Here is a 21,739-nt window from a genome sequence, read left to right as displayed (position 1 = left end):
CCTGCCACCATCCACTATAACAACGCTCCCCCTTCAGAGGAGCGTTGAATGATCTACTATCACGGCACCCGCGCCGACCTTAAAACCGGCGACCTGCTCACTGCCGGCTTCAACTCCAACTTCGGCAAGCGCAATCGCGCTTCGTGGATCTACTTCGCCGCCACACTGGAAGCCGCCATCTGGGGCGCGGAACTGGCCGAAGGCGAAGGCCCGCAGCGCATCTATATCGTCGAACCCACCGGCGACTTTATCGACGATCCCAATCTCAGCGACAAGAAATTCCCCGGCAATCCGACGAAATCCTACCGGAGCCAGCAGCCGCTGCGGGTTCTCGGAGAAGTCGAGGGCTGGATTGGCCATCCGCCGGAGCAACTGCAGAAAATGAAAGACGGGGTCGAGAGGGCACGGCGGATGGGGATCGAAGCGATCGACTAGGGCTGTACCACTTCCCGGCTTTCGATCTGTGCCGTCTTGACCGTCGAATAGGCGAAGGCGCCGAGGAAAGCCACGGTCAGGAGCAGCACGATGGTGGGCGCCGGGGCGCTGTCGATGAAGAAGGACAGGTAGACGCCAAGCAGCGAGCCGATGAGCGCAATGAATGTGGCGAGCATCAGCATGGTGGCAAAGCGGCGGGTCAGGAGGAAGGCGATCGCGCCCGGCGCGATCAGCATGGCGATCGATAGAATAATCCCCACTGCCTGTAGCGCCCCTACAATGGTCAGCGAGATCATGGCGAGAAGACCATAGTGGAGAAGATTGACCCGCAACCCAACCGCCCGAGCCTGTGCCGGATCGAAGGCGTGGAGCAGAAAATCCTTCCACTTGATGCCGATGATGCCGGCGGTGAGAACCGCGATGACCAGAGCCTGGATGATGTCATTGGCGCCGACGCCCAGCATGTCGCCAAAGAGAATATGGTCGAGATGCACGTCGGACTGGATTTTGACATAGAGCACCAGCCCCAGGCCGAACATGCCGGAAAAGACGACGCCCATCACCGTATCCTGCTTGATCCGGCTATTGTCCTTGAGGAAGCCGGTGGCAATGGCCGAAAACATACCGGCGACGAATGCGCCGATGGCAAGGGGAATGCCGACGATATAGGCGATGACGACGCCGGGAAAAACGGCATGCGAAATGGCGTCGCCCATCAGCGACCAGCCCTTCAGCACGAGAAAGCAGGACAAGAGCGCCATTGGCACGGCGACGAGCGCCGAGATGATGAGCGCATTGACCATGAAGTCGAACTGAAACGGCAGCAGCAGGAGATCAAAAGTGCTCATTCGACGGTCTCCAGGGCAGCGGCCGCACGGCGGCGGGCAGCGAGCATGCCGTGCTTGGGGGCGAAGAAGAAGGCAATAAGGAAGAGCGCCGTTTGCATGACGACGATGATGCCGCCCGTCGCGCCATCGAGGAAAAAGCTGACATAGGCGCCGACAAACGAGGTCACCGTGCCGATAAGGACGGCAATGACGAGAAGGCGCGGAAAGCGGTCCGTCAGCAGATAGGCCGTCGCGCCGGGCGTGACGACGAGGCAGATCACGAGGAAAGCGCCGACGGTCTGCATGGCGGCAACGGTCGACGCCGAAAGCAGCACGAAAAACACGGCGCGCAGCACGGTCGGCTTGAGCCCGATGGAGCGGGCATGGTTCTCGTCGAAGAAGACGACCATCAGGTCTTTCCACTTGGCGAGCAGAATGGCCAGGGAGACGAAGCCGATAATGGCGAGCTGCAAGGTGTCTTCGGGCGTGATGGCCAGAATATTGCCGAGCACGATGGTCTGGATATTGACCGGCACCGGCGAGATCGAGACCATGAAAAGCCCCAGCCCAAAGAAGGCCGAGAAGATGAGGCCGATGATGGCGTCTTCCTTGAGCTTGGTGCGCTGATTGAGAAAGAGCATGGCCGCAGCGGCCAAGCCACCAGAGAAAAAAGCGCCGATCGCAAAGGGCAAGCCAAGCATGTAAGCGCCCGCCACACCGGGGACGATGGAGTGGCTCAACGCGTCGCCAATCAGCGACCAGCCTTTGAGCATGAGATAGCAGGAAAGGAAGGCACAGACGGCGCCGACCAGGGCCGACACCCACATGGCGTTGGTCATATAGCCATAGGCAAAGGGTTCGAGGAGCACCTCCATTTAGCTGCGCTCCGCCTCGCCGGGTGAATGCCGCCGAGCTCGCCCCCCCTCGAACAGGAGCGGCCGCTCGTCATCGGTGAAGACGCGAACGCCCGTGTGTTCATTGCCGGATGGATGATTGATGACGAAGTGGCGCAGCACGCCGCCAAAGGCCTTTTCGAGATTTTCCTGGGTAAACGTCTCTTCGGTCAGGCCATAGGCCAAGACAGTACCCTTGATCAGGATCGTCCGATCGCAGAATTCCGGGACGGAGCCGAGATTATGGGTCGAAACCAGCATCACCCTGCCCTCGTCCCGCAACTCGCGCAGGAGAGTGATGATCTGGTCCTCGGTTTTGACGTCGACGCCGGTAAACGGCTCGTCGAGGAGAATGACGCGGCCGTCCTGCGCCAGAGCGCGGGCGAGAAAGACGCGCTTTTTTTGCCCGCCCGACAACTCGCCGATCTGGCGCTTGCGGAATTCGCTCATATTGACACGGCGGAGCGCCGCATCGACCGCGTCATGGTCGGCTTTCTTGGGGATGCGGAGCATACCCATATGACCATAGCGCCCCATCATCACGACATCTTCGACCAGCACCGGAAAATTCCAGTCGACCTCTTCCGATTGCGGCACATAGGCGACGAGGTTTTTCCGCAGGGCATCGGCCACCGGCATGCCGAGCACGGAAATCTCGCCGCGTGCGAGGCGGACAAAGCCCATGATGGACTTAAAGAGCGTCGACTTGCCCGAGCCGTTGATGCCGACAAGCGCGGCGATAGTGCCGGTCGGGATTTCGAAGCTGGCATCGCGCAGCGCTGTGTGGCCGTTGCGATAGGTGACCGTGGCATTCCGAACGGCAATGCCATTGGTATCGAAGCGTGCGGGAGCGTTCATTCCGCCAATCCTTTGGCGATGGTTTCAGAGGTGACGCGAAGGAGGTCGAGATAGGTCGGCACGGGACCATCGGGCTCGCTGAGCGAATCAACATAAAGAACACCGCCATATTTGGCGCCGGTTTCCCGCGCCACCTGCTCGGCCGGAGCGGGCGAAATGGTGCTTTCCGAAAAGATCACCGGAATGGCATTTTCGCGCATGATGTCGATGACATGGCGCACCTGCTGCGGCGTGCCCTGCTGGTCGGCATTGATGGGCCAGAGATAAAGTTCCTTAAGGCCAAAATCCCGCGCGAGATAAGAGAACGCACCTTCACTGGTTACGAGCCAGCGACGCGCTTCGGGCACGCCGGAGAGCTCGGTCTGGATTGGTGCGATCGTCTCGGTGATCCGCGCCTTATAGGCTTCGGCATTGGCCTTGTAGGTTTCGGCATTGGCCGGGTCGTGTTCGACGAAGGCGTCGCGAATATTGTCGACATAGATCAGCGCGGCGCTGGGCGACATCCAGGCATGGGGGTTAGGCTTGCCCTCATAGGGCCCCTCGGCAATGCCGATGGGCTCGACGCCTTCGGAAACCGTGACGCTCGGCACATCACGCAGATTGGCGAAGAAGCGCTGGAACCAGGTTTCAAGATTGAGCCCGTTGTAAAAGACGAGATCGGCGCCCTGAGCGCGCTGAATATCGCCGGGGGTGGGCTGGTAATTATGGATCTCTGCGCCTGGTCGCGTGATCGACTCAACAACCGCGGCATCGCCAGCAACGTTCTGCGCAATGTCAGCGATGACGGTGAAACTCGTCACTGCCTTGAACTTATCCTGCGCAAAAACGGGAAAAGCCGGCAGGGTAACCGCAAGACCTGCGGCGATCATCGTGCGAAGGGTCTGGCGCCGCGTACCGATTAACATTGAGCAAGCCTTGTTGCGAATGATTTGCATTACCAGACAATGAATCGCATCCGCAAAAGTTGCAAGTAGGAATGGTTTGCAAAAAGGCTGAATTTTGCCGGTTTGCATGGACACTACATCTAGTAGGTCGCGGAAATTGGCCGATATGCGCCGAGGCGCGGAAAAACCCGGTGGAGTTCTGTGTGTTTGACGGGGAAAAGGCGGCGATGCCGGCTATGTCTATATAGCGAAAGGGAGAATCCCATCGCTTAGGAAGACTGTCCCCTGGTATTCCGTTGGGTGAAAAAAGTGATCGCTTTTAGGTACATCAGCCATGCATCACCAAGGGCGAATCTGGAAAGGTCGGAAACGCCCCGAAATCCGGACATTTTTTGGCCGAATTCCATTTGCCGCGGGATCACAAACGGCCTGTCAAGCGTTGATGACAGACCTGACACAAACCATATACCTTGCAGTAAGAATTAGACGGGATACTACATATAGCGTTCAGGGCGCGTCACGATTCGAAAGAGCCGGACGAACCCAAGCCCCTCGAAAGCTGGTTATTTTCAGTTGTCGGGCGGCAGACGTTTGTAGCGATTTGCAGCGTTGAACTACTCCATTTTTAGCCCACTTCCGTGAGGATCCGATGACCATTACCGTTTATTCCAAGCCTGCCTGCGTCCAGTGCACCGCGACCACGCGCGCGCTCGACCGAAAGGGCATCGACTACACGGTCGTAGACATCTCCGAAGACGCTGCAGCTTACGCGCGCGTCGAAGAAATGGGCTATCGTCAGGTACCAGTGGTAGTGGCTGGTGATCAGCACTGGGCTGGCTTCCGTCCTGACATGATCGGTAGCCTTTCCTGATTTTTTAGAGGCACGCGGGCCCTGCTCGCGCCAACGGAGCCGGACTGCAGGATCATGGGCAATATCGTCTATTATTCCAGCACTTCGGAAAACACCCATCGCTTCGTCGAGAAGCTGGGGATGCAAAGTGTGAGGCTGCCGGTTGATGCCGGCAGCGAGCCGCCTCAAGTCGATGAGCCATTCGTGCTCGTGGTGCCCACTTATGGCGGCAACGATGGCAAGGGTGCAGTGCCCAAGCCGGTTATAAAATTTCTCAATAATCCGGCCAATCGCAGCCTCATTCGAGGCGTCATCGCGGCCGGGAATACAAATTTCGGCACTTCCTATGGCGCGGCAGGCAATATCGTCAGCCAGAAATGTGCAGTGCCACTCCTCTATCGGTTCGAGTTGCTCGGAACGCCGGAGGACGTTGAAAACGTCAAGCAAGGACTCGAACGGTTTTGGACACGCTCACACTAGACCGCACCGAAGAACGCCCCGCCGCCAAGGGCCAAAGCCAGGATCAGTCGCTGGATTTCCACGCGCTGAATGCCATGCTCAATCTTTATGATGACAATGGCAATATCCAGTTCGACAAGGACAAGCAGGCTGCGCACCAGTACTTCCTGCAGCACGTCAACCAGAACACGGTCTTCTTTCATAACCTGCGCGAGAAGATCAGCTATCTCGTTGAAGAAGGATACTATGAGCAGGACGTGCTCGATCAGTACTCCTTCAACTTCGTTCGCGATCTCTATGATTACGCCTATGACAAGAAGTTCCGCTTCCCGACCTTCCTCGGCGCATTCAAATATTACACCTCCTATACGCTGAAGACCTTCGACGGTAAGCGCTATCTCGAGCGCTACGAAGATCGCGTCTGCATGGTGTCTCTGGCGCTGGCGCGCGGCGATGAAGTGCTCGCCAAGCAGCTTGTCGACGAGATCATTGCCGGCCGTTTCCAGCCTGCGACCCCGACTTTCCTCAATGCCGGCAAGAAGCAGCGCGGCGAGCTCGTTTCGTGCTTCCTGCTGCGCGTCGAAGACAACATGGAATCGATCGGCCGTTCGATCAATTCCGCGCTGCAGCTGTCAAAGCGCGGCGGCGGCGTGGCTCTGAGCCTGACGAACATTCGCGAAATGGGCGCCCCGATCAAGCAGATCGAGAACCAGTCCTCGGGCGTGCTTCCCGTTATGAAGCTCCTCGAAGACAGCTTCTCCTATGCCAACCAGCTCGGCGCGCGCCAAGGCGCAGGTGCGGTCTATCTCCATGCCCACCACCCCGACATCATGCGCTTCCTTGATACCAAGCGCGAAAATGCCGACGAAAAGGTGCGCATCAAGACGCTCTCGCTTGGCGTCGTGATCCCTGACATTACCTTCGAGTTGGCCAAGAACAACGAGGACATGTACCTCTTCTCGCCCTATGACGTGCAGAAGGTCTATGGCGTGCCGATGACCGAAATCTCGGTCAGTGAAAAGTACCGCGAAATGGTCGCCGACGGACGAATCAAGAAGAAGAAGATCAAGGCGCGCGAATTCTTCCAGATCATCGCCGAGATCCAGTTCGAGTCTGGCTACCCCTACATCATGTTCGAAGACACGGTGAACAAGGCGAACCCGATCGCGGGCCGCATCACCATGTCCAATCTCTGCTCGGAAATCCTGCAGGTCAGCGACGCCAGCGAGTTTTCCGAAGACCTGAGCTACACCAAGATGGGCAAGGACATTTCCTGCAATCTTGGCTCGCTCAACATTGCCAATGCTATGGACTCCGAAGATTTCGGCCGGACCATCGAGACCTCGATCCGTGCGCTGACGGCCGTGTCGGACATGAGCAATATTTCGTCCGTGCCCTCGATTGCCAAGGGCAATGACGACAGCCATGCCATCGGCCTCGGCGCCATGAACCTTCATGGCTACCTTGCCCGCGAACGGATCTATTATGGTTCGGACGAAGGCGTCGATTTCACCAATATGTATTTCTACACGGTGACCTATCACGCCATTCGCGCGTCGAACCTGATCGCCACCGAGCGCGAGCAGACTTTCAAGGGCTTCGAGAAGTCGAAATATGCCGATGGCACCTATTTCGACAAATACACGAGCCAGGAATGGAAGCCGGCCACCGATAAGGTCGCCAAGCTTTTCGAAGACGCCGGCATTCACATTCCGACCCAGGAAGACTGGCTGAATTTGAAGGCCAAGGTCATGATGACCGGCATGTACAACCAGAACCTGCAGGCCGTGCCGCCGACCGGTTCGATCTCGTACATCAATCACTCGACTTCTTCGATCCACCCGATCGTGTCCAAGATCGAAATCCGCAAGGAAGGCAAGATCGGCCGCGTCTATTATCCGGCTGCCTTCATGACCAATGACAACCTGGAATATTACCAGGATGCCTATGAGATCGGTCCGGAAAAGATCATCGACACCTATGCGGCTGCTACCCAGCACGTTGACCAAGGCCTGTCGCTGACCCTCTTCTTCCGCGATACCGCGACGACCCGCGATATCAACAAGGCACAGATCTACGCCTGGAAGAAGGGCATCAAGACCATCTACTACATTCGCCTGCGTCAGTTGGCGCTGGAAGGCACGGAGGTGCAGGGCTGTGTCTCCTGCGCTCTCTGATAAGAAGGCTGCCAAACCGATGAATATGCAATTTCGGCCGGTCAATCGCGTACGCGCCATCAACTGGAACCGCGTCCAGGACGACAAGGACCTCGAAGTCTGGAACCGCCTGACGTCGAACTTTTGGCTGCCCGAAAAGGTGCCGCTCAGCAACGACATTCCAAGCTGGGCGACCCTGAATCCGGAAGAGCAGAAGCTGACGATCCGCGTTTTCACGGGTCTCACCCTGCTCGACACCATCCAGAATGGTGTCGGCTCGATCCGCCTGATGGCCGATGTGCAGACCCCGCATGAAGAAGCGGTTCTCTCGAACATCTCCTTCATGGAAGCGGTGCATGCCCGCTCCTACTCGTCGATTTTCTCGACCCTGTGTCTGACGCCGGACGTTGACGACGCCTATCGCTGGTCGGAAGAAAATCCCTTCTTGCAGCAGAAGGCGACGCTGATCATGCAGCAGTATGACAGCGGCGATGCGCTCAAGAAAAAGGTCGCTTCAGTCTTCCTCGAAAGCTTCCTGTTCTATTCAGGCTTTTATCTGCCGATGTACTGGTCGAGCCGCGCCAAGCTCACCAATACGGCCGACCTCATCCGCCTCATCATCAAGGACGAGTCGGTGCATGGCTACTATATCGGCTACAAATTCCAGCGTGAGATCGAGCGCCTTTCCGAAGAGCGCAAGCAGGAAATCAAGGACTTTGCGTTCGATTTCTTGCTCGAACTCTATGACAACGAAGCGCGCTATACTGAAGACCTCTATGACAGCGTCGGCTTGGCTGAAGACGTCAAGATGTTCCTCCACTACAACGCCAACAAGGCGCTGATGAACCTCGGCTACGAGCCCCTCTTCCCGCCCGAAGCCTGCAAGGTCAACGCCGCGATCCTCTCGGCGCTCTCGCCGAACGCTGACGAAAACCACGACTTCTTCTCGGGCTCGGGCTCAAGCTACGTGATCGGCAAGGCCATCGCGACGGAAGACGAAGACTGGAATTTTTGATCTTAGATCAAGAACTTAAGAGGGCGCCGCAAGGCGCCTTTTTTCATTGTGCTTGGCGCGCGGCCTTTCGTTTGCGTCTGCGCCTGAGGCCCTTATAGTGAGGGAGTCGCTTTGGCTTGGAGGAAGCTTGGGCGGCGTTAGGGAGGAATGCACTTGAGCTTGCCGAAGCCAAAGAAATCCGTGGCGCTTTCGGGCGTGGTTGCAGGAAATACCGCACTCTGCACAGTTGGCCGCACCGGAAATGATCTTCATTACCGCGGCTATGACATCCTTGATCTTGCACAGAACTGCGAGTTTGAAGAAGTCGCGCACCTGCTGATCCACGGGACCTTGCCGACGACGAGCGAACTCAAGGCATATAAGGCTTCGCTGAAGCGCATGCGGGGACTGCCGGAAGTGGTCAAGGCGGCGCTCGAACTACTGCCAGCGGCGACGCACCCGATGGATGTGTTGCGCACCGGTGTGTCAGTCCTGGGCTGCGTCCTGCCGGAAACGCACGACCATAACGTTGGCGGCGCGCGGGATATTGCTAACAGACTGTTAGCGTCTCAAGGCTCTATGCTGCTCTATTGGTACCATTTTGCGCAAAACGGGCGACGGATCGAGGTCGAGACCGACGACGAAAGCATCGGGGGCCATTTCCTCCATCTGCTCCATGGCACCGCGCCGAGCGAGAGCCATGTGAAAGCCATGCATGTCTCGCTGATCCTTTATGCCGAACATGAGTTCAACGCCTCGACCTTTACCGCGCGGACCATTGCCGGAACCGGGTCGGACATGTTCTCGGCGCTTGCCGGCGCGATCGGTGCGCTGCGGGGCCCCAAGCATGGTGGGGCCAATGAAGTCGCCTTCGATATTCAGAAGCGCTATGCGAACCCCGATGAGGCGGAGGCGGATATTCGCCAACGGGTCGACAATCGCGAAGTGATCATCGGCTTCGGGCATCCGGTCTACACGGTGTCCGATCCGCGCAACGAGGTGATCAAGAAGGTCGCGCAAAGCCTCTCGCAGGAGGCGGGATCGACGCGAATGTATGACATCGCGGCGCGGATCGAGGCGACCATGATGGACGCCAAGAAGATGTTCCCCAACCTCGATTGGTTCAGCGCCGTTTCCTATCACATGAAGGGCGTGCCGACGGCGATGTTCACCCCGCTCTTCGTCATTGCTCGCACATCAGGCTGGGCGGCGCATGTCATCGAGCAGCGGCAGGACAACAAGATCATCCGGCCGAGCGCCAATTACACCGGACCGGAAGACCTCGCCTTTGTCCCAATCGAAAAGCGATGACCCCATCTCGACGAGCCCTCTTCTTGGAAAGATGAGGGAACGATAAGACCGCTGGACGCGCGGCAGAACCGGCCAGCGTCGAAAGGAATTGACCATGCCGTATCTTCTCTCCTCCGAAATGCCCACCGAACCGGCAGGGCTGCGCTTTCGGGCGCTGATCGAGCGCGGCGGCATTTTGCGCTTGCCGGGCGCGCATAATGGCATGGCAGGGATCCAGGCCCGCAATGCCGGGTTCGAAGCGCTTTATCTTTCCGGCGCAGCGATGACGGCTTCGATGGGCCTGCCCGATCTCGGCATCATCACTGTCGACGAGGTGTCGTTCTTCATCCGCCAGGTGGCGCGGGCGAGCGGATTGCCGGTCTTGGTCGATGGCGATACGGGGTATGGTGAGGCGCTCAATGTCATGCACATGGTCCGCACCTTTGAGGATGCAGGCGCCGGCGCCGTGCATCTCGAAGATCAGTTGCTGCCCAAGAAATGCGGGCATCTCAACGACAAGAAACTCGCCGATGCGCGCGACATGGCGGCAAAGGTCGCGGCAGCAGCCAAGGCGCGGCGGCATCTTTATGTCGTGGCGCGCACCGACGCGGCGGCGAGCGAGGGCATGGATGGCGCAGTGGCGCGCGCCAAGATGTACATGGAGGCCGGGGCCGATGCGATCTTCCCCGAGGCTTTGAACACGGCCGAAATGTTCCGCGAATTCGCGGCGCGCATGCCGGGTGTGCCGCTCCTTGCCAATATGACCGAGTTTGGCCGCACGCCGTTCTTCACCGCGAACGAGTTCGAGGAGATGGGCTATCGCATGGTGATCTGGCCGGTCTCATCGCTGCGCGTCGCCAACAAGGCACAGGAAAAGCTTTACGGCACCATCGCGCGCGATGGTTCGACCAAGGCAATGCTCGAAGACATGCAGACGCGGGCCGAGCTTTATGCGGCAATCGGGCTGGCTGACTATGAGGCGCTCGATGCCTCGATCGTGGCGACGGTTATACCGGAGCCGATTGACGGCAAGTGAACCGTTGAAGCTAGCGCAAGCATGATGTCACCCGCGCTTGACCAGGGGCCTCTCTTCAAATCTGGGTCCCGGCCTGCGCCGGGATGACGGCCGGTGGGTTTGAAGACATCGAGCGACACTTCGATGTGACTCTCGCCGCCATCCGCATAACGATCCGCTGAAAAACTGGAAATCTCTGCGCGCTTTTGCTATGCCGCGCGCATGAGCGAAGATTTTGAACGTCCAGTCCTGACCCCTCCCACCGGCGAAAAGAAGGTGCTGCTGCATTCGTGCTGCGCGCCGTGCTCGGGCGAAGTGATGGAGGCCATGCTGGCCTCCGGCGTCGAATATACGATCTTCTTTTACAATCCTAACATTCACCCCAAGCGCGAATACCTGCTGCGCAAGGATGAAAATGTCCGCTTTGCCGAAAAGCACGGCGTGCCCTTCGTCGATGCCGATTATGACCGCGACAACTGGTTCGCGCGCGCCAAAGGCATGGAGCATGAGCCGGAGCGCGGCATTCGCTGCACCATGTGCTTCGATATGCGGTTCGAGCGGACCGCGCTCTATGCCCATGAGCATGGCTTTCCGGTGATGACGAGCTCGCTTGGCATTTCGCGCTGGAAAAACATGGCGCAGATCAATGACTGCGGAAAGCGGGCCGCAGCCCCTTATGAGGGTCTTTCCTATTGGGATTATAATTGGCGCAAGGGCGGAGGCTCGGCGCGTATGATCGAAATCTCCAAGCGCGAAGAATTCTACCAGCAGGAATATTGCGGCTGCGTCTATTCGCTCCGCGACACCAACGACCACCGTATTTCGACTGGCCGTGACCGCATCGTCCTCGGTCAGAACTACTACGGCAAGGACACCGCTTCGGAATAGAACCGACGCGTTGATTGGGATTAGTCCCAATCGTAATGGCAATAAATTGCGAGTTAAATCGCCCCATTGCCCCTCAACTGGTGCAATGCCGTATAAATTTTATCGGTTCTCTTAAATATGGCGAAAAGAAGTCGCTCAATGCTGCGGTTTCGTAATGCCAGCAAGTAGAGGGGTTGGGTAACTCCAGTTGCTATCCCGCATTGCGGCCTTGGCAGGCATGTCATGAATGAGCGGCTTAATTATCGCTTCATTAACCATGCTTTCCTAGTTTTGTCATAGCTATCCAGCAGGCAGGACGCCGTTGCTAGCAATCGTGGGCTAAGCTCGGATTTATCTGACATGCAGGACAAAACGCGCACTGTGCTCCCGTGGGGCAACATCGTCCGGAATGGTATTGCAGCTACGCTCGTAGCGGCGACCATGGCTGGCTGTGCCACAACGAGCGACATGCCAAGCTCGGAAGCCGAGATCATCCGGCCCTCGAAGGCCATCATCCTGCCCCCGCCGGGCGGACCAGCGATCATCACCGTCGTGGAAACGACCTATCCCAATGCCATCCGGCAGGATATTTCGCTCGCGACCGAAGCGCGCAGCGTCGGCGAGAACAAGATCAGCGTCATCCGCTTCACCAGCAAGGGTGGCGATGGCAGCGATGCCGCGCTCAAGGACGTGCCATTCACTCAGGTCAACCTGACCGAAGAAGCGCTGGCCGCCTGGCCCGGCTCGGGCATGGCCGTATCACCCTATTATGTGCAGAACGACTACGGACCCTTTGGCTATGCCATCGCGCGGCCGCCCAATGGGGACGTCTGCCTTTATGCTTGGCAGCGGGTAGAGCCGACCCTGCGCCCATCGGGCGCGGTTGACCGCGGCACCATCATCCTCCGGGTGCAACTTTGCCGTCGCGGCGTTTCCGAAGAAGCGCTGCTCGACATCATGTACCGCCTGCGGCTCAACACCGATGTCTTCCCGCCGAGCGCGGCGCCAGCCGCAATCGGCCGCATCGCCGCGCCGATCAGGCCTGAAAATGCCAATGGCTTTGCTGACGTCATCCCCATCAGTCAGCCTGTCGCCGTGACACGCCCTGCGCCGACGCGCCTGGCCCAGCCTGTGCAGACGGTTCAGACGACGACACCCATCCTCACCCCACCGCCGGGCGCGCCGATCGTGCCCGCACCGGGTGGAACGACCACACCAATAGGCGGCGGTTTGCCGCGGCCAACCTCCACAGGGGTAACGGTTCCATCGCCGCTCTCGGGCGGCAATTAGGCAAGGAAGCAGGCCATGAATAAGGCGCTGACCGTTATCCTCTGGATCGCGATCTCGGCGGTCGTCATCACGCTGGTTACGATCCCGGTAAGCTTGCAGACCCATCTCGTGATGGGCGCCGTGCTGCTCCTTGCCATGATGGTGATCAAGCTCCTGAAGCTTGAAGGGAATTGGCGGCTGCTGCTGCTGACATTCGGCACCATTATCGTGCTGCGCTATGCCTATTGGCGCACGACGAGCACCCTGCCCCCGATCGACCAGTGGATGGACTTCATCCCCGGGCTGATCCTTTATCTCGCTGAGATGTACTGCATTCTGATGCTGTTCCTCAGCTTGTTCGTCGTGGTGCGGCCGATGCCGAGCCACAAGTCGATCCGTTTGCCCGACGACGAGCCCGTGCCTTTGGTCGATGTGTTCATCCCGACCTATAACGAAGATTATGAACTTCTTGCCGGCACACTCGCCGCTGCCAAGGGCATGGACTATCCAGAAGACCGCTTCACCGTCTGGCTGCTCGACGATGGCTCGACCGATGCCAAGCGCAACAATCCCGATCCCGAGCAGGCCGCCGACGCCCAGGAGCGGCACGAACAGCTCAAGAAACTCTGCGAAGACCTCGGCTGCCGCTATCTGACCCGCGCCCGCAACGAACACGCCAAGGCCGGCAATCTCAATAATGGTCTTGTCAACTCGACCGGCGAATTCATCGCCGTGTTCGACGCCGACCATGCCCCGGCCCGCGATTTCCTTCAGGAAACCGTTCCTTTCTTCGGTCGGGACAATCGTCTCTTCCTCGTCCAGACGCCGCACTTCTTTCTCAATCCCGATCCGTTGGAGCGCAATCTCCGGACGTTCGAAGTCATGCCGTCAGAAAACGAGATGTTCTATGGCGTGATCCAGCGCGGGCTAGACCGCTGGAACGCCGCTTTCTTCTGCGGCTCGGCAGCGCTGTTGCGTCGCGAGGCGCTCGTCACCACCAATGGGTTTTCAGGCCGCTCGATTACCGAGGACTGCGAAACCGCAATCGAGCTGCATAGCCGTGGCTGGAATTCGATCTATGTCGATAAGCCCCTCGTGGCAGGCCTGCAGCCGGTGACGTTTGCCAGCTTCATCGGGCAGCGTACGCGTTGGGCGCAGGGGATGATGCAGATTCTCCTCTTCAGCTTCCCGCTCTTTAAGGCTGGCCTCAACCTGCCTCAGCGGCTTTGCTATCTCTCGAGTACCTTCTTCTGGCTCTTCCCTATCCCGCGCATGATCTTCCTTTTTGCGCCGTTCTTTTATCTCTTCTTCGATCTGCAGGTGTTCACCGCATCGGGCGGGGAATTTGCCGCCTATACCCTGACCTATGTGGTGGTGAACCTCGTCATGCAGAACTCGCTCTTTGGGCGCTGGCGCTGGCCGTGGATTTCCGAACTCTACGAATATATCCAGTCGGTCCATTTGCTCGGTGCATTGTTTTCCGTAGCCCGCAATCCCTACAAGCCGAGCTTTACCGTGACGGCAAAGGACGAGAGCGTTGAATCCTCGCGCCTGTCCGAGCTTGCACGTCCCTTCTATCTGATCTTCCTACTGCTGGTGATCGCTGTCGGCATGACGATCTGGAAGATCGGCGCGCAGCCCTATCAAGCCGAAGTCACCATGGTGGTGGGCGGCTGGAACATCTTCAATCTGATCCTTGCAGGCTGCGCCCTGGGCGTCGTTTCCGAGCGTCGCGAAGGATGGGGCAGCCGGCGCGTTGCCGTGGAACGGCGCTGCGAAATCCGTGGGGCCGACGGCGAATGGATGCGCGGCATGATGGTCAACGTATCGAGCGGCGGCGTTGCCGTGCGCCTGCCGACCGGGGCTGCCGGTCTTGGGCGCGGGATGCCGACGGGGCTGCGATTTACCCCGCTCTCCAATATCGATGGCACCGACCTTCCCGTGACCATTCAGTCGGTCACCCAGGAAGGCAAGGGCGTCATTTTCGGCTGCCGCTACGCGCCTGATCGCGGTTACCACTACCGCCTGATCGCAGACCTCATCTACGCCAACTCGGGCAATTGGCAGATGCGCCAGAGCGCCCGCCAGGTCAATATCGGCATTCTGCGCGGCACCGCGCGGTTCCTCGGCATCGCGCTCTATCAGACGGGCCGTGGGCTGGGTTATCTTCTGCGGTTCGGCTCGGGGAAGGTGCTCGGCAAATGATGATGCGCGCGCTTCTGTCTTCCGCTGCCGTGATTGCGGCTCTGTCGCCAGCCTGGGCTCAGCCGGTGCCATTCGATATGACGCCGGAAAACGACCTCGTGGTGCAGCCAGCGCCGCAAGCTGTCCCCGGCACGCCAACTGTGACTCCCGCCCCTGTTGCCGCCCCGGCGGCCTTCGAGCGGCCAATCCTGCCGTTCGACAGCCTTCGGCTGACGGGCGAAGAGGACAAGCACGGGATCGTTGTCTATCTGACCGAGGCGCAGGCCGCGGCGCCGGCAACGCTCGATTTTTCCTTTATCAACGCGCTCGTCGTTGCCCCGGAAATTTCGAGCCTGCGCGTGCGCATCAACAATACCGAGATTTCCAACACCGCAATCGCCTCGTCCTCGGCCGCCACACCCGTGAGCCTGCCTGTACCCGCAGGCATCTTGCAGGCCGGGCCGAACATGATCGAATTCCGCGCGAGTCAACGGCACCGCACCGACTGCACGGTGGATTCGACCTATCAACTCTGGACCGAGATCAAGAGCACCGACGCCAAACTGGTCCTCGCCGGGGCCGGGCTGGCGCCGATCCAGCAATTGACCGATCTTGCGGCAGTGGGCGTCGATGCCCAGGGCGATACGGCGCTGCGCTTGATTACGGCGAACGGGCTTGCGGATGCGCAAGCGCAGAGCGCCGCCATGCGGATTGCCCAGCAGATCGGGCTTTCGATGCGCGTGCCCAAGCTCGACATTTCCTTTGCCGACGCGCCATCCGAGGCGCCGACCCCAGGTGTGCTGGATGTCGCCATTATGCCGGCGGCAGAACTGCCAGCCGAATTGGAGGCCGCACGGGCCCAAGCGAGCGCCGGGCCGATTGCGGCCATGGTTCCAGTCGCGACAGGCGCGTATACGCTCGTCATTTCCGGGCCGAATTGGGAATCCATTGCGCGGGCAGGGGATGCGCTGCTCACGGCAGCGCCGGCGAGCGACGATCGGCCACGGCTCGACCTGCCCTATCCCCTGCCGATGATGGAAGAGGGGACGACCGCGAGCATGGCAAGCCTCGGCGTCGACCGGCTCGAATTCAACGGGCGGCGCTTTACGACAACCATGCAGTTCGAACTGCCATCCGATTTCTATGCTTATCGCTATGGCGAACTCGAACTGGTGCTCGAAGCGGCCTATTCGCGCGACGTGCTGCCGGGCAGCGAGATCGATATCTACACCAATGGGCAGATCGCGTCGGCGACCCCGATGCTGCGCACCGAAGGTGGGCTGCTCAAGGATACGCGCATCCGCATTCCTATGACCAATCTGCGGCCAGGCCGCAACGAAGCGACCTTTGCCGTGAACCTGCAGACGCGCTCGGACGTGGCCTGTGGCGCAGGCTGGACCGGTTCGGCGCCGACGCGGTTCGTGCTCTCGAACAATAGTTATTTCCACATGCCTGATTATGCGCGGGCAACGACCGTACCCGACCTGCAGGTGCTGACCGGCTCGTCCTGGCCCTATGTCGAAGAAGCCAATGTGCCCGCCGCGATCGGCCAGGGGCGCGACACGGTCCTCTCGGCCCTGATGTTCGCGACACGTTTGGCGACTGCCTCGAACAGAATGATCAATTTCACCATCATTCCGGAGGCCGATCTATCGCCCGAGCAGGATGCGGTGCTGATCATGCCGACGGGCGCCGTATCGCAGACCAATATAGGGCGCACTGGCGTGGCCGCGGCAGGCCAGCCTGGCGCGCAGGGCGGCGACGATTCCTTGCTCGATCAATTCGCGGGCGGGGAAACCAGTAGTCCCTTGACCAATGTCGAATCCTGGTTGCGCGAGCATCTGGGTGTGGACACCGCCGACCTCAGGTTGATACCGCCGCCCGACACGCCCTATGTGCCCGGCGCCGAGGCAGTGGTCGTTTCCCAGACGCATCAGCCCGAGGGCGGGGTCTGGACCTTTCTGACCTCGACCAGCCCAGCGACCTTGCGCGCCGGAACCGAACGCCTGATCGACACCGTCATGTGGCGCGAAATTGCCGGCCGGGTAAGCGCCCTTGCGCCGGGAGACAATGAGGTGACCTCCGTGCCGGCCGAGATGGTCAGCATCGTGGTGCCCGAGCCATTCTCGCCGACAAATCTGCGTCGGATCGCAGCTAACTGGTTCTCAGGCAACATTTTATACTTTACCTTTGCGATCGTTCTGGGCGCAGTTTTGCTGATGCTCATGACCTCGCGCATGTTGACCAGAATTGGACGGCCATCATGAAAAGGCTCATCGCTCTCGCTCTGGGAGGCCTCATGACCCTGCCAGCGCAGGCTGCTTCGGTGATCGAGCCGCAGGAATGGCAAGCCTATCTCGATGGTTTCGTCGCCGAGAACGGCCGCGTCATCGACACAGGTAACGGCAATATCAGCCACAGCGAGGGCCAGGGCTATGGACTGATTCTGGCAGCGCTCGCCGAAGACCGCCCGAGTTTTGAGCGCATCCTGAGTTTTACCCGCACCGACCTGATGATCCGCGACGACGGCCTGGCCGCCTGGCGCTGGGAACCGGATGCTGATCCGCATGTGACCGACCCGAACAATGCGACGGACGGCGATATGCTGATCGCCTATGGCCTGGTGCTTGCCGGACAGGTCTGGAACGAGCCATCGTACACGGCCGAGGCCAAAGCCATTGTCGAGACCATCGGGCGCGATCTTCTCGCCTATGCCGATGGCCTCCTTGCGATCCTTCCCGGCAGCAATGGCTTTGCCGGTAGCGACGCGACGAGCGGCCAGCCCATCCTCAATCCGTCCTACTGGATTTACGAGGTACTGCCGGTCTTCAAGGAATTCGACCCTTCCGCCGATTGGGAATCGGTCGGCGCGACAGGGCTCGAACTGCTGAAGCGTGCGCAGAGCACGCCCGCTGGCATTCCGGGCGATTGGGTGGTGATGGCTGCAGGCCAGCTTGGCCCGGCGCCCGATTTTCCCGCCGAGTTCGGCTATAACGGCATTCGCATTCCGCTCTATCTGATGCGGGGCGGCGCCGATCCATCCTATCTTGAACCGTTCCGCGCCAAGGCGTCTTCGGTTGGGCTCTTCAAGATCGACCTCAATACCGGGCAGGCGGTGGAGCCGATTTCCGAACCAGGCTATCGCTTAATCCAGGCGAGCATGGAATGCATCGCCAATGGTCAAGTGGTCCCTGAAGACCTGCGCAGCCTTTCGGCCACGAGCTATTATGCGGCGACCCTTCAGCTTCTGATGCTGGACTATCTCCGCCGCAGCCGCCCTGATTGCCTTGGTCAGGAGGCTGGCTCATGAAATATTGGACCTGGGCCTTCTTTGCCCTGAGCGTATCGGCCATCGGCCTGGCTGCTGGGCTGAACACGACATGGAATGCGCCTGCAATCGCACAGACGCCGGCCGCCGTGCCCCAAGAGCCCGCGGCTGCAAATACGCCGGTTGATCCGATCACCACCGCACGCACCGGCACGATCCCGTTTGCCATAGTGCCGCCGACCGGTGCGCCGGCGAATGCAATTGAAGCCCAGCCAGCGACCACATTGGCGCAAACTGCTGCGCCCGTTGCCCCGCAAACGCCGGTCATTGCGCAAGCAGTGCCGCAGACAGCGCCCTCCGGCCAGCCCGACGAAACCGCGCTGCGCTATTTTGCTCAACAGGGCGATACGCAAAGACTGCAGCGGGAAATCGAACGGCTGCAGGCGCTCTACCCCAATTGGCAGCCACCAGCAGATCCGCTGACCACCGATTTCGTGCCCGACCAAACAATCGTGCGGATTTGGGAATTGGTGACGGCCGGCGATTTTGCCGGCGCGCGAGCGGCGATTGCGGAAAAGCAGCAGGCCGATCCAGGCTTCGTGCCCACTGTCGACCTCCTCGAAACCATCGAGCGCGGCGAGGCAGGAACACGGTTTCGTGCGGCTTCTGACGCCGGGCAATTCGAGGCGGTCATTTCGATCGCGGCAAATGCGCCACAGCTTTTGACCTGCGCCAGCGTCGATAATCTCTGGCGACTGGCAGAAGCTTTCATCAAGACCGATGCCAAGCAACGCGGCATCGACGCCTATTCCTACATCCTCAACAATTGCACTGACACGGACGAACGCTTCGCAACCATGCAGAAAGCCATGGCCCTGCTGAGCCGAGCCGAGCTCGATCCGCTGCTGGCGCTTGAAAAGCCGGGGACCGATGGCACGCCGGAATTCACTGCGCTCCGGCTCGACCTGGCGCGAAGCACAGTGGCTGCGGCACTTGATGAGAACGGCGAAAAGCCGGAAGAATCGGACGTCGAACTGCTGGCCAAAGAAGCGACCACGTCGAAAAACGCGGAAGACCTGCGACTCCTTGGTTATTTCGAACTGGCGCGCAGCGAGCCTGAGGATGCACGGCGCTACTTTGAAGATGGTGTTGATGCCGATCCCTCTGCCGCATCGGCCGAAGGGCTTGGGGTTGCCTTGATGCAGCTCGATGATCCTGCGGCCGCCGAAAAGGCCATGGCCGAATTCTACGACGACAACGACACCATTGAAGGCGTCTATCGCGATGCAGCGGCGGCAATGATCGCCATCGAGCCGCGCCTGACCATTCCCGAGGACACGCTCTCGCGGATCGTCCGGGTGGCGCTCAAGGCGCGCGATGCCGACATAGCTCAGCAACTCGGCTGGTATGCCTATGCGTTCAACCAGCCGCAGACGGCCTATGAGTGGTTCCAGACAGCGCTGGGCTGGCAATCGGATCTCGAGCCTGCGGCCTATGGCATGATGGTTGCGGCCAATGCGCTTGGAAACACCGCCCAAGTGGAAGAAATCCGGCGCAGTTGGGGCGGGCGCTCGGCACGCATCGCCCAGTTTGGCTCTGTGACGACGACGGGGTTCAACGTACCCCTGCCAAAGCCAAGGCCGCAGCATGTGACGCTATTCCCCGCACAGGTGCAGGCCGTTCGGGCGACGACGACCCAGGCGCGGCAGGATTATGCCGCAGCCCCTGCGCAGGAGGACGCGGTCCCCAGCGGTGGGGGTGGCGGCAGCAGCGGCGGTGGCAGTTGCCGAAGTTATAGTCCGCCTGCCAGCCTTTCTCCGGGTAGCGCGCTCTCCCATGCCTGGTGTCTGATGGATCTCAACCGCCCCGCCCAGGCGGTTGATCATTTCGGACGGGCGCTTGATTCGGCCAGCCAATCGATCCGCAGCGATGCCGCCTATGGGCGCGCCCTCGCCTATGTGCGGCTTGGCTTGCCTGATGAAGCCGCCGTGGCTGCCGCTGCAGCCCCGATCTCGGACAAACGCGCCATCGAACTTGAAATTTCAATCCTGACGCTCAAGGCCACGAGCGCCTATGGGATTGGCGATTATCGGCTCGCCTTGGCCATGCTCGATGCCCGCTCGCGCTACGCGGCAGAACGCAACGATCTGCTGACCCTACGGGCCTGGAGCTATTATCAGCTCAAGCGCTATCGCGAAGCCGAGCGAATTTTCGAGGCTGTGGCTGCTACGGGTTACGGCGACGCTTTGGCAGGGCTCGAAGCGGCTCAGTCGCAGCTACGAGCTTCACAGTATTAGGCCGACAAATCTCACCCCATGACCGCTTCAACCTCACCGCAAGGGGAGGTTGAAGCATGCATAGCTCTTGAAGACGCTCAGCTTTGGGCCAGTAATTTCCGCAGCTTGCCCAGAGCCGTCGCCGTGTCCTCCCGATAGGCGATCGTTCCTTCGAAATTTCCGTCCTTGTCGAGGAGGAAGATCGAAGCCGTATGGTCCATGGTATAGTCGCCGTCTTCGAGCGGCACCTTCTGATAGTAGATGGCCCAAGCCTTGGCGGCCTTGGCGATCTCTTCCGGCGTGCCGGTGACGCCGGTAACATGGCCGGTCCAGGCAACATAGTCTTTGATGACCGCTTCCGTGTCGCGTTCGGGATCGACGGTGACGAAATAGGCCTTGAGGTCCTTGGCTTCATCGCCGAGGGTTTCGTACCAGGAGGTCATTTCGGCAAGCGTCGTGGGGCACACTTCCGGGCAATGGGCAAAGCCGAAGAACAGCATCGAGGGGCTGCCATCGAAGCTCGCACGGGTGAAGGGCTGACCATCGGCGGTGACCAGTTGGTAATCGCCATTGCCAAGGGTCTGCGCCTGGGCGGGCCGGGTCGCGGTATAGGCATAGAGGCCGGTGGCCGTCAGGCCGGCAGCGACGACGAGTCCCCAAAGGACGGTGCGGACGAGCGTGATCTGGCGCATCAATGGTGACCTGCTGCCGGAGCATCGGCAGCCGTGCCGGCAGCCGTGAGATCAAGGGTCACATCGCCGGCCTTTTCAAAGGTAAGGGTGACGGGAACGGTTTCGCCTTCGGTGATGGCGCCGGTAAGGCCCATCATCATGAGATGCTTGCCACCGGGCTCGAGCACAACGGTTTCGCCAGCGGGAATGACGAGGCCCTCATCGAGTTCGCGCATTTTCATCACGTCGCCTTCCATGGCCATTTCATGGATCTGCGTTGCCTTGGCGATGGGCGTACTGGCCGACACCAGGCGATCGTCTTCGCTGCCGGTATTGTGGATGGTGAAAAACCCACCGCCCACTGGTGCATTGGGAAGGGTTGCGCGGGTAAAGGCGCCGGAAATTTCGAGCGTACCGACAGTGACGACGTCACCGGCTGGAGCGGCGGTGTGGCTATGGGCATCCTGCGCATAGGCAAGCGTTGCGGGGCTGGCAAGAAGCATGGCCGCAAGGGCAAAAGTGGTGAGACGACGGGTCATAAAA

At 59.8% G+C, this 21,739-nt stretch carries 19 protein-coding genes; 13 read left to right on the top strand and 6 right to left on the bottom strand.

Translation table 11 applies throughout. From position 1 onward, the window contains the following. Positions 1 to 48: 48 nt before the first annotated feature. Positions 49 to 435, top strand: coding sequence for an NAD(+)--rifampin ADP-ribosyltransferase (gene arr, locus DevBK_RS17795; protein ID WP_317186406.1), 387 nt, complete (start codon positions 49 to 51; stop codon positions 433 to 435). Here arr and DevBK_RS17790 read toward each other — a convergent pair. From DevBK_RS17790 to DevBK_RS17775, 4 genes are read right to left on the bottom strand one after another with little or no spacing between them, the layout of a single operon-like run. Continuing rightward, positions 432 to 1,283 carry a metal ABC transporter permease gene (locus tag DevBK_RS17790; RefSeq protein ID WP_317186405.1) on the bottom strand — a complete coding sequence of 284 codons (852 nt, stop codon included), beginning with the start codon at positions 1,281 to 1,283 and terminating at the stop codon, positions 432 to 434. The two genes, arr and DevBK_RS17790, sit on opposite strands and share 4 nt — an antisense overlap. Continuing rightward, complete coding sequence (locus DevBK_RS17785) at positions 1,280 to 2,137, bottom strand: metal ABC transporter permease (RefSeq protein ID WP_317186404.1); 858 nt, start codon at positions 2,135 to 2,137, stop codon at positions 1,280 to 1,282. Before DevBK_RS17785 ends, DevBK_RS17790 begins: the two co-directional genes overlap by 4 nt. After that, positions 2,138 to 3,013, bottom strand: a complete 876-nt coding sequence (locus tag DevBK_RS17780) for a manganese/iron ABC transporter ATP-binding protein (protein WP_317186403.1) — start codon at positions 3,011 to 3,013, stop codon at positions 2,138 to 2,140. It lies immediately after the preceding gene. Next, on the bottom strand, positions 3,010 to 3,882 hold the full coding sequence (locus DevBK_RS17775) for a metal ABC transporter substrate-binding protein (RefSeq protein WP_156464099.1): 873 nt from the start codon (positions 3,880 to 3,882) through the stop codon (positions 3,010 to 3,012). Before DevBK_RS17775 ends, DevBK_RS17780 begins: the two co-directional genes overlap by 4 nt. A gap of 664 nt (positions 3,883 to 4,546) precedes the next feature. On the opposite strand from DevBK_RS17775, the gene nrdH reads away from it, so the two are divergent. From nrdH to DevBK_RS17715, 12 genes are all read left to right on the top strand, one after another. After that, positions 4,547 to 4,768, top strand: a complete 222-nt coding sequence (gene nrdH / locus DevBK_RS17770) for a glutaredoxin-like protein NrdH (protein ID WP_061909032.1) — start codon at positions 4,547 to 4,549, stop codon at positions 4,766 to 4,768. Between the two features lie 54 nt (positions 4,769 to 4,822). Next, a complete protein-coding gene (nrdI, locus tag DevBK_RS17765) occupies positions 4,823 to 5,227 on the top strand; it encodes a class Ib ribonucleoside-diphosphate reductase assembly flavoprotein NrdI (protein ID WP_062629759.1) in 405 nt (134 codons plus the stop codon). Next, positions 5,209 to 7,383 carry a class 1b ribonucleoside-diphosphate reductase subunit alpha gene (gene nrdE / locus DevBK_RS17760; protein WP_410494096.1) on the top strand — a complete coding sequence of 725 codons (2,175 nt, stop codon included), beginning with the start codon at positions 5,209 to 5,211 and terminating at the stop codon, positions 7,381 to 7,383. Before nrdI ends, nrdE begins: the two co-directional genes overlap by 19 nt. 19 nt (positions 7,384 to 7,402) lie before the next feature. Beyond that, entirely contained in the window at positions 7,403 to 8,377 is a 975-nt protein-coding gene (gene nrdF, locus DevBK_RS17755) for a class 1b ribonucleoside-diphosphate reductase subunit beta (RefSeq protein WP_317186402.1), read from the top strand. A gap of 147 nt (positions 8,378 to 8,524) precedes the next feature. Further along, entirely contained in the window at positions 8,525 to 9,667 is a 1,143-nt protein-coding gene (prpC, locus tag DevBK_RS17750; RefSeq protein ID WP_317186401.1) for a 2-methylcitrate synthase, read from the top strand. Positions 9,668 to 9,761: 94 nt separating this feature from the next. Beyond that, positions 9,762 to 10,682 carry a methylisocitrate lyase gene (prpB, locus tag DevBK_RS17745; RefSeq protein WP_317186400.1) on the top strand — a complete coding sequence of 307 codons (921 nt, stop codon included), beginning with the start codon at positions 9,762 to 9,764 and terminating at the stop codon, positions 10,680 to 10,682. Positions 10,683 to 10,883: 201 nt separating this feature from the next. Beyond that, positions 10,884 to 11,549: an epoxyqueuosine reductase QueH gene (locus DevBK_RS17740; RefSeq protein WP_061909044.1), complete on the top strand. Its 666-nt coding sequence runs from the start codon at positions 10,884 to 10,886 to the stop codon at positions 11,547 to 11,549. 339 nt (positions 11,550 to 11,888) lie between these two features. Then, positions 11,889 to 12,818, top strand: a complete 930-nt coding sequence (gene bcsN / locus DevBK_RS17735; protein WP_317186399.1) for a cellulose biosynthesis protein BcsN — start codon at positions 11,889 to 11,891, stop codon at positions 12,816 to 12,818. A 15-nt stretch (positions 12,819 to 12,833) separates the two neighbouring features. Next, positions 12,834 to 15,002 carry a UDP-forming cellulose synthase catalytic subunit gene (bcsA, locus tag DevBK_RS17730; RefSeq protein WP_317186398.1) on the top strand — a complete coding sequence of 723 codons (2,169 nt, stop codon included), beginning with the start codon at positions 12,834 to 12,836 and terminating at the stop codon, positions 15,000 to 15,002. After that, entirely contained in the window at positions 14,999 to 17,248 is a 2,250-nt protein-coding gene (locus tag DevBK_RS17725; RefSeq protein ID WP_317186397.1) for a cellulose biosynthesis cyclic di-GMP-binding regulatory protein BcsB, read from the top strand. The genes bcsA and DevBK_RS17725 overlap by 4 nt, the downstream gene beginning before the upstream one ends. Further along, positions 17,245 to 18,291, top strand: coding sequence for a glycosyl hydrolase family 8 (locus DevBK_RS17720; RefSeq protein WP_317186396.1), 1,047 nt, complete (start codon positions 17,245 to 17,247; stop codon positions 18,289 to 18,291). Before DevBK_RS17725 ends, DevBK_RS17720 begins: the two co-directional genes overlap by 4 nt. Further along, entirely contained in the window at positions 18,288 to 20,546 is a 2,259-nt protein-coding gene (locus DevBK_RS17715; RefSeq protein ID WP_317186395.1) for a tetratricopeptide repeat protein, read from the top strand. The genes DevBK_RS17720 and DevBK_RS17715 overlap by 4 nt, the downstream gene beginning before the upstream one ends. 77 nt (positions 20,547 to 20,623) lie before the next feature. On the opposite strand, the gene DevBK_RS17710 is transcribed toward DevBK_RS17715, so the two are convergent. Further along, positions 20,624 to 21,217 carry an SCO family protein gene (locus tag DevBK_RS17710; protein WP_317186394.1) on the bottom strand — a complete coding sequence of 198 codons (594 nt, stop codon included), beginning with the start codon at positions 21,215 to 21,217 and terminating at the stop codon, positions 20,624 to 20,626. After that, positions 21,217 to 21,735, bottom strand: a complete 519-nt coding sequence (locus DevBK_RS17705) for a copper chaperone PCu(A)C (protein WP_317186393.1) — start codon at positions 21,733 to 21,735, stop codon at positions 21,217 to 21,219. Before DevBK_RS17705 ends, DevBK_RS17710 begins: the two co-directional genes overlap by 1 nt. Between the last annotated feature and the right edge of the window lie 4 nt (positions 21,736 to 21,739).

The sequence above is a fragment of the Devosia sp. BK genome, assembly GCF_032907385.1.
Taxonomy (GTDB): domain Bacteria; phylum Pseudomonadota; class Alphaproteobacteria; order Rhizobiales; family Devosiaceae; genus Devosia.
Note: the sequence above shows the minus strand (reverse complement) of the source record. Positions and strands in the feature narration are given on the sequence as shown.

Coding starts and splice junctions, on each gene's coding strand:
- arr (WP_317186406.1), top strand. CDS start 49: ATGATCTACTATCACGGCACCCGCGCCGACCTTAAAACCGGCGACCTG.
- DevBK_RS17790 (WP_317186405.1), bottom strand. CDS start 1,283: ATGAGCACTTTTGATCTCCTGCTGCTGCCGTTTCAGTTCGACTTCATG.
- DevBK_RS17785 (WP_317186404.1), bottom strand. CDS start 2,137: ATGGAGGTGCTCCTCGAACCCTTTGCCTATGGCTATATGACCAACGCC.
- DevBK_RS17780 (WP_317186403.1), bottom strand. CDS start 3,013: ATGAACGCTCCCGCACGCTTCGATACCAATGGCATTGCCGTTCGGAAT.
- DevBK_RS17775 (WP_156464099.1), bottom strand. CDS start 3,882: ATGATCGCCGCAGGTCTTGCGGTTACCCTGCCGGCTTTTCCCGTTTTT.
- nrdH (WP_061909032.1), top strand. CDS start 4,547: ATGACCATTACCGTTTATTCCAAGCCTGCCTGCGTCCAGTGCACCGCG.
- nrdI (WP_062629759.1), top strand. CDS start 4,823: ATGGGCAATATCGTCTATTATTCCAGCACTTCGGAAAACACCCATCGC.
- nrdF (WP_317186402.1), top strand. CDS start 7,403: ATGAATATGCAATTTCGGCCGGTCAATCGCGTACGCGCCATCAACTGG.
- prpC (WP_317186401.1), top strand. CDS start 8,525: ATGCACTTGAGCTTGCCGAAGCCAAAGAAATCCGTGGCGCTTTCGGGC.
- prpB (WP_317186400.1), top strand. CDS start 9,762: ATGCCGTATCTTCTCTCCTCCGAAATGCCCACCGAACCGGCAGGGCTG.
- DevBK_RS17740 (WP_061909044.1), top strand. CDS start 10,884: ATGAGCGAAGATTTTGAACGTCCAGTCCTGACCCCTCCCACCGGCGAA.
- bcsN (WP_317186399.1), top strand. CDS start 11,889: ATGCAGGACAAAACGCGCACTGTGCTCCCGTGGGGCAACATCGTCCGG.
- bcsA (WP_317186398.1), top strand. CDS start 12,834: ATGAATAAGGCGCTGACCGTTATCCTCTGGATCGCGATCTCGGCGGTC.
- DevBK_RS17725 (WP_317186397.1), top strand. CDS start 14,999: ATGATGATGCGCGCGCTTCTGTCTTCCGCTGCCGTGATTGCGGCTCTG.
- DevBK_RS17720 (WP_317186396.1), top strand. CDS start 17,245: ATGAAAAGGCTCATCGCTCTCGCTCTGGGAGGCCTCATGACCCTGCCA.
- DevBK_RS17715 (WP_317186395.1), top strand. CDS start 18,288: ATGAAATATTGGACCTGGGCCTTCTTTGCCCTGAGCGTATCGGCCATC.
- DevBK_RS17710 (WP_317186394.1), bottom strand. CDS start 21,217: ATGCGCCAGATCACGCTCGTCCGCACCGTCCTTTGGGGACTCGTCGTC.
- DevBK_RS17705 (WP_317186393.1), bottom strand. CDS start 21,735: ATGACCCGTCGTCTCACCACTTTTGCCCTTGCGGCCATGCTTCTTGCC.